13 protein-coding genes are annotated in these 12,779 nt (G+C 65.3%); 6 read left to right on the plus strand and 7 right to left on the minus strand.

All coding sequences use genetic code 11. The annotated features are described in order from the left end of the window. The 3 genes from yidD to rpmH all read right to left on the minus strand — a co-directional run. Window positions 1-216, minus strand: a 216-nt coding sequence (yidD, locus tag L995_RS31585; RefSeq protein ID WP_082001450.1) for a membrane protein insertion efficiency factor YidD, incomplete at its 3' end; no start/stop codon positions are given. Beyond that, a complete protein-coding gene (locus L995_RS00985) occupies window positions 213-722 on the minus strand; it encodes a ribonuclease P protein component (protein WP_047217511.1) in 510 nt (169 codons plus the stop codon). The genes yidD and L995_RS00985, both read right to left, overlap by 4 nt. Before the next feature lie 58 nt (window positions 723-780). Continuing rightward, window positions 781-915 carry a 50S ribosomal protein L34 gene (gene rpmH / locus L995_RS00990; protein ID WP_012207856.1) on the minus strand — a complete coding sequence of 45 codons (135 nt, stop codon included), beginning with the start codon at window positions 913-915 and terminating at the stop codon, window positions 781-783. A gap of 414 nt (window positions 916-1,329) precedes the next feature. Here rpmH and dnaA point away from each other — a divergent pair, with 414 nt between their 5' ends. The 3 genes from dnaA (at window position 1,330) to gyrB (ending at window position 6,758) form a co-directional block, all read left to right on the plus strand. After that, a complete protein-coding gene (gene dnaA / locus L995_RS00995) occupies window positions 1,330-2,736 on the plus strand; it encodes a chromosomal replication initiator protein DnaA (protein ID WP_016447259.1) in 1,407 nt (468 codons plus the stop codon). A gap of 121 nt (window positions 2,737-2,857) precedes the next feature. Next, window positions 2,858-3,976 (plus strand): DNA polymerase III subunit beta, encoded by a 1,119-nt coding sequence (dnaN, locus tag L995_RS01000; RefSeq protein WP_016447260.1) that lies wholly within the window; start codon window positions 2,858-2,860, stop codon window positions 3,974-3,976. Window positions 3,977-4,178: 202 nt separating this feature from the next. Further along, window positions 4,179-6,758 carry a DNA topoisomerase (ATP-hydrolyzing) subunit B gene (gyrB, locus tag L995_RS01005; protein WP_047468267.1) on the plus strand — a complete coding sequence of 860 codons (2,580 nt, stop codon included), beginning with the start codon at window positions 4,179-4,181 and terminating at the stop codon, window positions 6,756-6,758. 81 nt (window positions 6,759-6,839) lie between these two features. On the opposite strand, the gene L995_RS01010 is transcribed toward gyrB, so the two are convergent. Next, window positions 6,840-7,946: a CaiB/BaiF CoA transferase family protein gene (locus L995_RS01010; RefSeq protein WP_047468270.1), complete on the minus strand. Its 1,107-nt coding sequence runs from the start codon at window positions 7,944-7,946 to the stop codon at window positions 6,840-6,842. Window positions 7,947-8,079: 133 nt separating this feature from the next. Further along, entirely contained in the window at window positions 8,080-9,000 is a 921-nt protein-coding gene (locus L995_RS01015; RefSeq protein ID WP_047468272.1) for a LysR family transcriptional regulator, read from the minus strand. Window positions 9,001-9,126: 126 nt separating this feature from the next. Here L995_RS01015 and L995_RS01020 point away from each other — a divergent pair, with 126 nt between their 5' ends. The 3 genes from L995_RS01020 (at window position 9,127) to L995_RS01030 (ending at window position 11,103) form a co-directional block, all read left to right on the plus strand. Continuing rightward, window positions 9,127-10,098 carry a tripartite tricarboxylate transporter substrate binding protein gene (locus L995_RS01020; RefSeq protein WP_047468275.1) on the plus strand — a complete coding sequence of 324 codons (972 nt, stop codon included), beginning with the start codon at window positions 9,127-9,129 and terminating at the stop codon, window positions 10,096-10,098. An 11-nt stretch (window positions 10,099-10,109) separates the two neighbouring features. Continuing rightward, a complete protein-coding gene (locus tag L995_RS01025; RefSeq protein ID WP_034365445.1) occupies window positions 10,110-10,574 on the plus strand; it encodes a MaoC family dehydratase in 465 nt (154 codons plus the stop codon). 130 nt (window positions 10,575-10,704) lie between these two features. Then, window positions 10,705-11,103 (plus strand): YkgJ family cysteine cluster protein, encoded by a 399-nt coding sequence (locus L995_RS01030; protein ID WP_013799932.1) that lies wholly within the window; start codon window positions 10,705-10,707, stop codon window positions 11,101-11,103. Window positions 11,104-11,110: 7 nt separating this feature from the next. Here L995_RS01030 and L995_RS01035 read toward each other — a convergent pair whose 3' ends face one another. Together L995_RS01035 and L995_RS01040 are read right to left on the minus strand one after the other, a co-directional pair. Further along, the gene (locus tag L995_RS01035; RefSeq protein WP_046239392.1) at window positions 11,111-12,511 is read right to left on the minus strand and encodes a sensor histidine kinase; all 1,401 of its coding nucleotides are present in this window, start codon (window positions 12,509-12,511) and stop codon (window positions 11,111-11,113) included. Window positions 12,512-12,515: 4 nt separating this feature from the next. Then, the coding region (locus L995_RS01040; protein ID WP_047468280.1) for a winged helix-turn-helix domain-containing protein at window positions 12,516-12,779 on the minus strand (264 nt) is incomplete at its 5' end.

Here is a 12,779-nt window from a genome sequence, read left to right on the forward strand (position 1 = left end):
GTGCTCTGGCACAGGGTCATGCCCCCCGTCACACCACGGATGACAGCGCGCCAGTCGGCGCAGTGTCAGGTAGGAGCCTACCGCAGCGCCGTGTTGCTCCAGCGCTTCAAGGGAATAGGCAGAGCAGGTCGGCGTGAAGCGGCAGGCCGAGCCCAGCCAGGGACTGAGCATCAGCCGATAGCCACGCACCAGCGCCATCAGCAGCCGCTGCATCATGGCGTGGCTCCGGCAGGCTCGCCAGCGGCAGCGGCCGGCTCCTGCGCTGGCTGAGGCAACCCGGGTGCCGGCTGCGACAGGCGTTTCGCGGCATGGGCGAACAGCTGCTGCAGCTCGGCACGAACCGCCTGCTTGAGCACATCGGACGTGGCGCTCACGAACTGGCGCCGGTCAAAGCCCGAGCGCAATCGCACCACATGCGCGCCATGGAGCATCAAGGCCTCGTGCTCGCCGCCCACGGCGTAGATCTGCCGCTTGATGGTGTGGCGTGTCACCGATCGGCGCGCCCAGCGCTTGGGCACCATGGCACCCAGCCAGGCATCCCGGCGCACCGCGCCAACGCCGAACAGGGCCTGCGGATCTTGCGATCCGGGCCCTGTCGGTGGCGGCATGGCAGCGACCTGCTCCGTCAGAACGAGACGGTGCAGGGCGAAGTGCGCGGTACGCGAAACCGTACCGGCAGCCATGGCGGCCTGAAACTGCGGACGTGTTTTCAGCCGTTGCATTCCAGCACCCCTTTCAGGGGTTCAGTGCAGCGAGCAAACCGCCCAGCAATGGCTGGCCTTAGACGGCCAGACGCTTGCGGCCCTTGGCGCGGCGAGCGTTGATCACGGCGCGGCCGCCCTTGGTCTTCATGCGGACCAGAAAGCCGTGGGTGCGGGCGCGACGGGTCTTGGAGGGTTGGTAAGTACGTTTCATGTTGGTTCCTAGAGAAGGTTCAGTTTTGCACCGGTCCCGTATCCGGCACGCTACACGCAGTGCAGCCAGCAGCCGCCACAAAGGCAAACCGCCAGGCCACCTGCCAAAAATCTGCACGATGCACTTGCCATGTGCGGCCAGGAGCGCGAACCGGGAAGGTTTCGCCCAAGGCAACCAGCAGCAGCATGCAGACCCGATGCAGACGGGCGGGACATATCACCCTGAACACATTCAGGGAAACCCGCGATTATCACAGCGTTGCCCACTTGATGCAATGCCCTTCGAACCCGAAGGATGCCTGCCCATTTTGCGACAGGGCAGAGGACAAGCTCCTGATATTTTGTGGATAACTTCCGCAAAAGCTACAATGGCAGCCTCGCAACAGTTCCTCCTATCCACAACTAGACTTCGACAATGACAGAGGAACCTACGAACGATGCAGGCCAGGGCCTGTGGCAAGTCTGCGTTGAGCAACTGGGGCAGGAAATGCCTGAGCAGCAGTTCAACACCTGGATCAAGCCCCTGACCGCGCACGTCGCCGAAGACTTCTCCAAAGTCACCGTCTACGTGGCCAACCGCTTCAAGCTCGACTGGATCCGCGCCCAATATGCAGGCCGCATCTCGGCCATGCTGGAGTCGCTCTATGGCCAGCCGGTGACACTTGAGTTAGCGCTCGCTCAACGGGAAAGCGTTGTGCGTACTTATGTTCGCCCATCTTCCAGCGAGCGCTCGGCCCCACCGGAAACCATTGTCACCTCGGTGCCCACGGTCACTGGCGAAGACGCGGCAGCGCCGGTCTTCCGTACGCGCCTGAACGCCGCGCTGACCTTTGAAACCCTGGTGGAAGGCACGGCCAACCGCATGGCACGCTCGGCCGCCATGCATGTGGCGGGCTCGCCCGGCCACCTGTACAACCCGCTGTTCATCTACGGCGGCGTGGGCCTGGGCAAGACCCACCTGGTGCATGCCGTGGGCAACAAGCTGCTGGCCGACAAGCCCGACGCGAAAGTTCTCTACATCCACGCCGAGCAGTTCGTCTCGGATGTGGTCAAGGCCTACCAGCGCCGCACTTTTGACGAATTCAAGGAGCGCTACCACTCGCTGGATCTGCTGCTGATCGACGATGTGCAGTTCTTCGCCAACAAGGACCGCACGCAGGAGGAGTTCTTCAACGCCTTCGAGGCCCTGCTGGCCAAGAAGAGCCACATCGTGATGACCTCGGACACCTATCCCAAGGGTCTGGCCAACATCCACGAGCGGCTGGTCTCGCGCTTCGACTCCGGGCTGACGGTGGCCATCGAGCCGCCCGAGCTGGAGATGCGCGTGGCCATCCTGATCAACAAGGCCCGCGCCGAGAACGCCGAGATGCCCGAGGAAGTCGCCTTCTTCGTGGCCAAGAACGTGCGCTCCAACGTGCGCGAGCTCGAAGGCGCGCTGCGCAAGATCCTGGCCTATTCGCGCTTCAACCAGAAGGAAGTCTCCATCCAGCTGGCCCGCGAGGCCCTGCGTGATCTGCTGTCCATCCAGAACCGCCAGATCAGCGTGGAAAACATCCAGAAGACGGTGGCCGACTACTACAAGATCAAGGTGGCCGACATGTACAGCAAGAAGCGCCCGGCCAGCATTGCCCGGCCGCGCCAGATTGCCATGTACCTGGCCAAGGAATTGACCCAGAAGAGCCTGCCCGAGATCGGCGAGCTGTTCGGCGGACGCGACCACACCACCGTGCTGCACGCGGTGCGCAAGATCGCCGGCGAACGCCAGCAGCTGACCGAGCTGAACCAGCAGCTGCACGTGCTGGAGCAAACTCTCAAAGGTTGATGAAAACTCCCCCGTTCAGGCCCTGCGTACGCGGCAAAATGGGGGATTCGAGCGGCAAGAGGGGGCTCATGTGTGAGCCGCCGCTCCCACCGAGACCCGCATCCTTAAATCAGAGGTTGACATGATCGTCCTGAAAGCCACACAAGACAAAGTTCTCGCGGTCCTGCAATCGGTGTCCGGCATCGTCGAACGCCGCCACACGCTGCCCATCCTGGCCAACGTGCTGATCAAGAAGACCGGCAACGCATTGCAGCTGACCACCAGCGACCTGGAAATCCAGATCCGCACCACCGCCGAACTCGGCGGCGACACCGGCGACTTCACCACCACCGTGGGCGCGCGCAAGCTGATCGACATCCTCAAGACCATGCCCGGCGACCAGACCGTGAGCCTGGAGACCCAGCAGGCCAAGATGGTGCTCAAGGGCGGCAAGAGCCGCTTCACGCTGCAGACCCTGCCGGCCGAGGACTTCCCGCTGGTGCAGGAGGCTGCGGCCTTCGGCCCGTCGTTCAGCGTGCCGCAGAAGGTGCTCAAGGACCTGCTGGGCCAGGTCTCCTTCGCCATGGCCGTGCAGGACATCCGCTACTACCTCAACGGCATCCTGTTCGTGGCCGAGGGCAAGCAGCTGTCCCTGGTGGCCACCGACGGCCACCGCCTGGCCTTTGCAAGCAGCCAGCTGGACGTGGAAGTGCCCAAGCAGGAAGTGATCCTGCCGCGCAAGACCGTGCTGGAGCTGCAGCGCCTGCTGTCGGATGCCGGCGGCGAGAACCAGCCCCACATCGAGATGCAGTTCGCCAACAACCAGGCCAAGTTCACCTTCGGCGGCATGGAGTTCGTGACCAAGCTGGTCGAGGGCAAGTTCCCCGACTACAACCGCGTCATCCCGCGCAACCACACCAACAGCGTGACCCTGGGCCGCGCCCCGCTGCTGGCCAGCCTGCAGCGCACGGCCATCATGACCAGCGACAAGTTCAAGGGCGTGCGCCTGACGGTGGAGCCCGGCACCTTGCGCGTGGCCTCCAACAACGCCGAGCAGGAAGAGGCCATGGACGAGCTGGACATCGACTACGGTGGCGACACCATCGAGATCGGCTTCAACGTCACCTACCTGATCGACGCCCTGTCCAACATGGGCCAGGACATGATCAGGATCGACCTGCAGGACGGCAACAGCTCGGCGCTGCTGACCATCCCCGAGAACGACAGCTTCAAGTACGTCGTGATGCCGATGCGCATCTGAGCGCGCGCCACACCTACCCGATGCCTGACACATTGCGCAGCCCCTGCACCCGCCGCCCGGTGGCACAAGCCGGTGCAAGGCGCGCAACCACCCTATCCGACTCGTAGCCCGCAGCGCGCGTCCCTACGCACCGCGCCAGCGGCCGAATCGAACATTTTCAAGCGAAGCGACAGCTTCCGACGGAACTACCCCAGGGCCTTCCATGACCGACGAGAACAAGCCAGAAAACCAGACCATTGCCCCCGAAGGCTCAGACTCCAGCGGCTATGGCGAAGGTGCGATCCAGATCCTCGAAGGCCTGGAGGCCGTGCGCAAGCGCCCCGGCATGTACATCGGCGACACCTCCGATGGCACGGGCCTGCACCACCTGGTCTTCGAAGTGGTGGACAACTCCATCGACGAAGCCCTGGCCGGCTACTGCGACGACATCCTTGTCACCATCCATGCCGATGGCTCCCTGTCCGTCATCGACAACGGCCGCGGCATCCCCACGCGCGTGAAGATGGACGACAAGCACGAGCCCAAGCGCTCGGCGGCCGAAATCGCCCTCACCGAACTGCACGCGGGCGGCAAGTTCAACCAGAACAGCTACAAGGTCTCGGGCGGCCTGCACGGCGTGGGCGTGTCCTGCGTGAACGCGCTGTCCATCTGGCTCAAGCTCAGCGTGCGCCGCGATGGCGAGGTCTACGAAATCGACTTCTCGCGCGGCCAGGTGCAGAACCGCCCGATCGAGATCGTGGACGGCGTCGAGGTCTCGCCCATGCGCGTGGTCGGCAAGAGCGACAAGCGCGGCACCAAGGTCCACTTCCTGCCCGACACGGAAATCTTCACGCAGAACCATGAGTTCCGCTACGAGATCCTGGCCAAGCGCCTGCGCGAACTGTCCTTCCTGAACAACGGCGTGCGCATCCGCCTCAAGGACGAGCGCGACGGCCGCGAAGACGACTTCTCCGGCGCCGGCGGCGTCATGGGCTTCGTGCAGTTCATCAACGCCAACAAGAAGGTGCTGCATCCCACGGCCTTCCACGCCGAAGGCAGCCGCCCTGCCGAAAGCTACGGCGGCATCCCCGGCACCGAGATCGGCGTCGAAGTCGCCATGCAGTGGAACGACAGCTACGCCGAGCAGGTGCTGTGCTTCACCAACAACATCCCGCAGCGCGACGGCGGCACCCACCTGACGGGCCTGCGCGCGGCCATGACGCGCGTGATCGGCAAGTACATCGAGCAGAACGAACTGGCCAAGAAGGCCAAGGTCGAAGTCAGCGGCGACGACATGCGCGAAGGCCTGTGCTGCGTGCTGTCCGTGAAGGTGCCCGAACCCAAGTTCAGCAGCCAGACCAAGGACAAGCTGGTCTCCAGCGAAGTGCGCGCGCCCGTGGAAGACATCGTCGCCAAGGCGCTGACCGACTACCTGGAAGAAAAGCCGGGCGACGCCAAGATCCTGTGCAGCAAGATCGTCGATGCCGCACGTGCCCGCGAAGCCGCGCGCAAGGCCCGCGAGATGACGCGCCGCAAGGGCGTGCTCGACGGCATGGGCCTGCCCGGCAAGCTGGCCGACTGCCAGGAAAAGGACCCGGCGCTGTGCGAGATCTACATCGTCGAGGGTGACTCCGCCGGCGGCTCCGCCAAGCAAGGTCGCGACCGCAAGTTCCAGGCCATCCTGCCGCTGCGCGGCAAGATCCTGAACGTGGAAAAGGCCCGCTACGAGAAGCTGCTGTCCAGCAACGAAATCGTCACCCTGATCACGGCCCTGGGCACCGGCATCGGCAAGGCCACGGCCGAATCGGGCAAGAGCGGCAGCGACGACTTCGACCCCAACAAGCTGCGCTACCACCGCATCATCATCATGACCGACGCGGACGTGGACGGCGCCCACATCCGCACCCTGCTGCTGACCTTCTTCTACCGCCAGATGCCGGACCTGGTCGAGCGCGGCCACATCTACATCGCCCAGCCACCGCTGTACAAGGTCAAGAACGGCAAGGAAGAGCTGTACATCAAGGACGGCCCCGCGCTCAACCAGTACCTGCTGCGCATCGCGCTGATGAACGCCAGCGTCAGCACCGGCGGCGCCAACCCGCGCACGCTGGACGGCGAGGAACTGGCCAAGCTGGCCAACATGCACCTGGCCGCCGAGACCGTCATCGACCGCCTGTCCAACTTCATGGATGCCGAGGCCCTGCGCGCCATCGCCGACGGCGTGCAGATCACGCTGGACAGCATCGAGGCGGCACAGGCCTGCGCCCCCATCCTGGAGGCCAAGCTGCGCGAGTTGACCACCACGGGCGTGCCCGCCGAGGTCACGGCCGAAATCGACCCGGTCTCCGAAAAGCCCGTGCTGCGCATCAGCCGCCACCACCACGGCAACATCAAGAGCTCCATCCTCACCCAGGAGTTCGTGCGCAGCCACGACTACGCCGCACTGGCCGACGAAGCCCAGAACTTCAACGGCCTGCTGGGCGAAGGCGCCAAGGTCACGCGCGGCGAAGGCGAGAAGGCCAAGAGCGACAAGGCCACCGACTTCCGCCAGGCCATGCAATGGCTGCTGCACGAGGCCGAACGCACCACGGCCCGCCAGCGCTACAAGGGCCTGGGCGAAATGAACCCCGAGCAGCTGTGGGAGACCACCATGGACCCCACCGTGCGCAGCCTGCTGCAGGTGCAGATCGGCGACGCCATCGAGGCCGACCGCGTGTTCACCATGCTCATGGGCGACGAGGTGGAGCCGCGCCGGGACTTCATCGAGACGAATGCGTTGCGGGCGGGCAATATCGACGTCTGATCCAGCCGAACGGCACACTGCAAAAAGCGCTCTGCAAGGAGCGCTTTTTTCATGGCCGGACCTTGGCGCCCCTGGCCATGTTCACCGCCCGCCAAACTCCTCCCACAGCACCTGCGTATGCTCGCCCAGCGCGGGCACGGCGCCCATGGCGGCTTCGGCATCCGACAGCGTGGCCGGGGGCAGCAGGGCCTGGATGCTGCCGGCGGGCGTGGCCACCTCGCGCCAGCGTTCGCGCGCCTGCAATTGCGGATGGTTCCAGACCGCGTGCATGTCGTTGAGCGGCGCGTTGGCGATGCCGCCTGCATCCAGGCGCTGCATGGCCTGTTCGCGGCTCAGGTAGGCCAGCACGGAGGCGATCACCGCATCGAGTTCCGCGCGGTGCGCCACGCGCTGCAGGTTGGTGGCAAAGCGCGTGTCCTGCGCCAGCGCGGGCTGCTGCAGCACATGGGTGCAGAAGCTGTGCCATTCGCGGTCGTTCTGCAGGCCGAAGATCAGGCTCTGGCCATCACCGGCCGTGTACTGGCCATAGGGCGCGATGGAAGGATGGGTCAGCCCGCTGCGCGCAGGCGCCGCGCCGCCGTAGTGAGCGAAGTTCAGCGGGTAGGCCATCCATTCGGCCAGCGCCTCCAGCATGGACACCTCCACGCGCAGGCCCCGGCCGGTGCGGGCGCGCTGCAGCAGGGCGGACAGCATGCCCGAGTAGGCATACATGCCGGCCGCGATGTCGGCGATGGAAATGCCCACGCGCGCGGGCTGGTCGGGCGTGCCCGTGACCGAGATCAGGCCGGCTGCCGCCTGGATCAGCAGGTCGTAGGCCTTTTTGTCGCTGAGCGGGCCGCCTTCGCCATAGCCCGATATATCGCAGACGATGAGACGCGGATATTTCTCATGCAGGCTGTCGAAATCCATGCCCATTCTCTGCATGGCACCCGGGGCCAGGTTCTGGATCAGGATATCGGCCTTTTCCAGTATTTTCCCGACGATATGCTTCCCTTCGGCGGTCTTGATATCTGCGGCCAGGCTTTGCTTTCCCCGATTGGCCCAGACAAAAAAGGATGATTCACCATGGACCTTGTCGTCATAGCCCCGCGCAAAATCCCCATCGGGCAATCGCTCCAGCTTGATGACCCTGGCCCCCAGGTCCGCCAGTTGCCGGCTGGCAAAAGGCCCTGCCACGGCGTGTTCCATGGCCAATACCGTCAAACCATCCAATGGGCGTGTCTGCATTTTCTTGAACGAGGCGAATATTCGATTCGCCGCATTCTAGAAGTGCGACCATCACCCAGCCAGTCGGCATTTTCTAAGCGGAATTCCAAATCTTCTAAGGCAGGGATTCCTGCACGGCGCCTTCCTCGGGCAAAGGCTGGGCCGCCACATAGGCCACGAAATCGCGGGCATAGGCGGGCAGGGTTTCGGGTTCGCGCGTGACCACCTTCTGCTCGCGCTGCGCCCAGGCCTCGTCCAGGCCCACGGCAGCCAGCCTGCGCGCCTGCAGCGCCGGCCGGGCAATGGAGCGCGGCACCAGCGCAATGCCCACGCCTTCCTGCACGCACTGCAGCACGGCCTCGAATGTTGGTGCGTGCACACGTACCCTGGGATTCATGCCCAGCCTGGATGCCATGCCTTGGAGGTAGAGGAAGTTGCTGGTCTTGCGGCCGATCGAGACCAGGTCGTAGGTCAGCGCGGTTTCCAGCGGCACCCTGCTGCTGGCGGCCAAGGGGTGGCCAGCGGGCACCACAAACACCAGTTCATCGCGGCCATAGGTGATGGCGTGCAGGCCATGCAGATCGATCTGGCCAGCCACCAGGCCCACGTCGGCACTGCCGTCGAGCACGGCGCGCACCGTGTCTTCGCTCAGGCGCTCCTCCAGGTCCACATTGACGTTCGGATAATGGGCCAGATAGCGGCTGAGCACGGGCGCGATTCCCGTCAGCGTGCTGCTGTTGGCAAAGACGCGGATATGGCCTGATATTCCGTTGATGTGTCTTTGCATTTCTCCGTGCAGGCGGTCCACGCTGCCGAAAATGGAATCGGCGTATTTCTTGACCGTCATTCCCGCCGGGGTCAGCACCATGCCTTTGGACGTTCTTTCAAACAGCGATGCGCCCATGGCCTGCTCCAGATTCTTGAGCCGGTAGCTGGCCGATGGCGCCGTCAAATGCATTTCAGCCGCGCCTGCGCTGAGGCTTTTGGCTTGGGCAATCGCAAGGAAAACCCTGAGATCCGTCAATTCATATCGCATCCGTTGCATGCCCGCCGGGAGCATTTCCTTGGTGTTAGACGGTTTCTAACCGCCCTATCAATGATTCGACTGGCTGCATTGGCAGCGCATTTCTATAGTCGGCGCCAGGAGACAACGGAGAAAATTATGGACTTCAAGACGGCAAGACGCCAAACCCTTCTCACCGCCCTGCTTCTGGCCGCAGGCGCGGCCGCAGCGCAGGACTATCCGGCGCGCCCCATCAAGCTGGTGATTCCCTACGCGGCAGGCGGCCCCACCGACACCTTCGGCCGCGCCATGGCCGATGTCTGGAGCCAGAAGCTGGGCACGCCCGTGGTGATCGAAAACCGCACGGGCGCCGGCACCCTGGTGGGCACGGAGGCGGTTGCCAAGGCAGCCCCTGACGGCTACACCCTGCTGCTGACCACGGTGGCGCATGCCGTCAATCCCTATATCCACGACAAGCTGGGCTACCGCACGGAGGAAGACTTCGCGCCTGTGGGATTGCTCGCCAGGGCGCCGCTGGTGCTGGTGGTGGACAAGCGGCTGCCCGTGCAGAGCCTGCCGGATTTCCTGGCCTATCTGCGGGCGCGGCCCGGCCAGGTCAGCTATGCATCGGCGGGCGTGGGCAGCGCACCGCACCTGGGCGCGGAGCTGCTGAACCTGATGGCGGGCACCCGGGCCCAGCATGTGCCCTACCGGGGCAGTGCGCCAGCCATACAGGACCTCATAGGCGGGCACTTGGCCTTCATGCTGGACAGCGCGCCCACGGGCCTGGCCCAGGTCAAGGCGGGCACGGTGCGCCTGCTGGCCACCACCATGGTCCAGCGCCTGCCGCAGACGCCCGACACGCCTGCCATTGCCGAGCAGGTGCCCGGCTACGAGGCCTATACCTGGAACGCCGTGTTCGCCCCCGCAGGCACGCCGCCAGCGCTGATTGCCCGCCTGCAGTCCAGCCTGCAGGCCACGGTGGACGATGCCGGGCTGCAGAAAAAGGCCTACGACATGGGCCTGGTGCTGGAAAAGCAGCCGCGCCCCCAGGCGCTGGCCGCCTTCCTCAAGCAGGAGCTGGACAAATGGGGCAAGGTCGCCCGGGCCGCCCACATGAGCGCGAACTGAGGAGAGTCGCCATGCCACGCCATCCATCCCTGTGCGCCCAGCGCTACTTTGAAGACTTCGCGCTGGGCGAGGTCTTCGCCCTGCCATCGCGCACCATGACCGACGCCCTGTTCGCCGCCTTCCAGCTGGCCAGCGGCGACAACCATCCCGTGCACTACGACGTGGAGTACTGCCGCGCGCGCGGCATGCCCCATATGCTGGCCCACGGCTACCAGGTGGCCATACAGACGGCGGCAGGCGCCGGCCTGTTCCCGCACATGGTCGAGGAATCGCTCAAGGGCTTTCTGGAGCAGGGCAGCCGCTTCCTGGCCCCCGTTTATGTAGGCGACACGCTGTACTGCACGCTGACGGTGTCCGAGCTCAAGCCCGGCAACACCACGGGCGTGCTGACCCTGGCCACCGAGGTGCTGAACCAGCGCGCCGAGCGGGTGTCCGACGGGTTTCAGAAATACCTGTTGAGGAAGCGGCCGGCCTGAAGGCCAGGGGATGGATGCAGGGGCGGCGTCCCCCAAAGACCCGCCCCCTCGCTTGGCTACGCCGGCGCGGCAACCGCCGCCGGGCTTTCTGGCGAAAAATAGCGGCCCTGCACACGCCCATCCCCCCACCATGAGATCCCCCATCAGCATCGTCGACGTCGACCGCCTCGACTCCTGGAGCAAATACAAGCCCGGCATGTGCGACAGCTGTGCGGCCAACTGCTGCACCATGCCGCTGGAGGTGCAGCTGCCCGATCTGGTGCGGCTGGAACTGGTGGATCCGTTCGAGGTGGACAACGTGGAGCCCAAGCTCATCGCCAAGCGGTTGATGAAGATGCGGCTGATCGACCACTACAACCCCAAGCACAACATCTTCACCATGGCGCGGCGCGCCAGCGGGGACTGCAATTTTCTGGATGCCAAGTCGCGGCGCTGCACGGTCTACGACAAGCGGCCCGAAACCTGTCGCCTGCACCCCAAGAAGGGCCCCAAGCCCGGCTTTTGCGCCTACGGTCACAAGGACCGCTGAAACGGCTTCAGGCCGTGGGCAACCCGGGCAGCCAGATGCGCGCCTGCAGGCCCGGATGCATGTTCTCGAAGCCCAGCTTGCCGCCGTGCAGCTGCACGATGGCCAGCACGCTGGCCAGGCCCAGGCCGTAGCCTTCGCGGTCCGATTCGGCGCGGTAAAAGCGGGTGCTCATCTTCTCGCGCGTCTGCGCGTCCACACCGGGGCCTCGGTCCTGCACGATGATTTCCACGCCCCAGGCGCCGCCGTCCATGCCGTGTTCGTGGGCCACGCCCGCGCGCAGCAGCATGTCGGCGCCGTGGTCGCTGTCGGGCAGTGATCCGTACTTGATGGCGTTGTCCACGAGGTTGGCCACGGCGCTGGCCAGCAGGTCCCCGTCGCCCAGCGCCATGGGCGTGCCTTCGACCTGCAGCCGCAGCACGCCGCCTGCGTCCTCGACCAGCGGTTCGTAGAACTCCACCACGTCGACCAGCAGGGCGCGCAGGTCCACGGGCGCGAAGTTCTTGCGGCTGGCGCCGCTTTCCACTTCGGCAATCTGCAGCAGCTTGTCGAAGACCACGCCCAGCTCGGCCACTTCCTGGGCCACCAGCGCCAGCGTCTCGTTCTTTTCCTCGGGCGTGGCCTGCTGGGCATTGCGCAGGCGCAGCAGGATGCGCGTCAGCGGCGTGCGCAGGTTGTGGGCGATGGTGTTGGAGACATGGCGTATGCCGTCCATCAGCAGTTCCAGCCGGTCCAGCATGGTGTTGATGTCGCGGTTGAGCAGCGTGAACTCATCGTCGCGGCGCGTGACCGGAATGCGCTGGCGCAGGTCGCCCGTGGCCACGCGCGCCATGGTGCTGCGGATGTCGGCGGCCCGCTCTTCCACCACGCGCCGGAAGGCCCCGGCGCCCAGCACGGCCATGCCCAGGGCCACCAGGCCGGCCAGCAGGCTGGCGCGGCCGAACAGCTCCTCCACATCGCTTTGCACCTGCATGTCGCTGCCCACGGCCAGCAGCTTGCCGTCGGACAGCTGGGCCACGGCCACGCGGCCCGCGATGATGCGGCCGTTGCGCCGCACCTTGAGATCGCGCACGCCCATCTCCGTCAGGCGGCGTGCGGGCACCACGTCGGCGTTGCCGATGATGGGATTGCCGTCGCCATCCATGAGGATGAGGATTTCGGTATCGGTGTTGACGCCGTCCAGCAGGGTCTGCTGGATCTCGGCCTCCAGCGCGGGCTCGCCGTACTTGTCGCGGTGCTCGACCAGGCGGCGCATGTGGTTCTCGGCCTGCCGGTCCATGCGCATGCGCAGCACGCCCACGGTCTGCACGTAGAACACCGACAGCACGATGGACATGGTCAGCACCAGCAGCACGCCGTAGGTCAGTGCCAGCCGGAAGGCCGTGGAGCTCCAGGGCTTGGCCAGCGACATGGGATCAGGCCACCTGCGGCAGGTCCTGCGGCCGGTCCGACAGGCTGTAGCCCACGCCACGCACGGTGTGGATCAGCGCGGGCTCGAAGCCCTTGTCCACCTTGCCGCGCAGGCGGCTGATGTGCACGTCGATGACATTGGTCTGCGGGTCGAACCGGTAGTCCCACACCGACTCCAGCAGCATGGTGCGCGTGACGATCTGGTGCGCGTGCTGCATCAGAAAGGCCAGCAGGCGGAACTCGCGCGGCTGCAGCGCCAGCGGACGCGG

This window comes from Delftia sp. ZNC0008, from assembly GCF_000799035.1.
GTDB classification, from domain to species: domain Bacteria; phylum Pseudomonadota; class Gammaproteobacteria; order Burkholderiales; family Burkholderiaceae_C; genus Comamonas; species Comamonas tsuruhatensis.

Coding starts and splice junctions, on each gene's coding strand:
- L995_RS01035 (WP_046239392.1), bottom strand. CDS start 12,511: ATGTCGCTGGCCAAGCCCTGGAGCTCCACGGCCTTCCGGCTGGCACTG.
- rpmH (WP_012207856.1), bottom strand. CDS start 915: ATGAAACGTACTTACCAACCCTCCAAGACCCGTCGCGCCCGCACCCAC.
- gyrB (WP_047468267.1), top strand. CDS start 4,179: ATGACCGACGAGAACAAGCCAGAAAACCAGACCATTGCCCCCGAAGGC.
- L995_RS01020 (WP_047468275.1), top strand. CDS start 9,127: ATGGACTTCAAGACGGCAAGACGCCAAACCCTTCTCACCGCCCTGCTT.
- L995_RS01025 (WP_034365445.1), top strand. CDS start 10,110: ATGCCACGCCATCCATCCCTGTGCGCCCAGCGCTACTTTGAAGACTTC.
- L995_RS01010 (WP_047468270.1), bottom strand. CDS start 7,946: ATGGAACACGCCGTGGCAGGGCCTTTTGCCAGCCGGCAACTGGCGGAC.
- L995_RS01030 (WP_013799932.1), top strand. CDS start 10,705: ATGAGATCCCCCATCAGCATCGTCGACGTCGACCGCCTCGACTCCTGG.
- dnaN (WP_016447260.1), top strand. CDS start 2,858: ATGATCGTCCTGAAAGCCACACAAGACAAAGTTCTCGCGGTCCTGCAA.
- L995_RS01015 (WP_047468272.1), bottom strand. CDS start 9,000: ATGCGATATGAATTGACGGATCTCAGGGTTTTCCTTGCGATTGCCCAA.
- dnaA (WP_016447259.1), top strand. CDS start 1,330: ATGACAGAGGAACCTACGAACGATGCAGGCCAGGGCCTGTGGCAAGTC.
- L995_RS00985 (WP_047217511.1), bottom strand. CDS start 722: ATGCAACGGCTGAAAACACGTCCGCAGTTTCAGGCCGCCATGGCTGCC.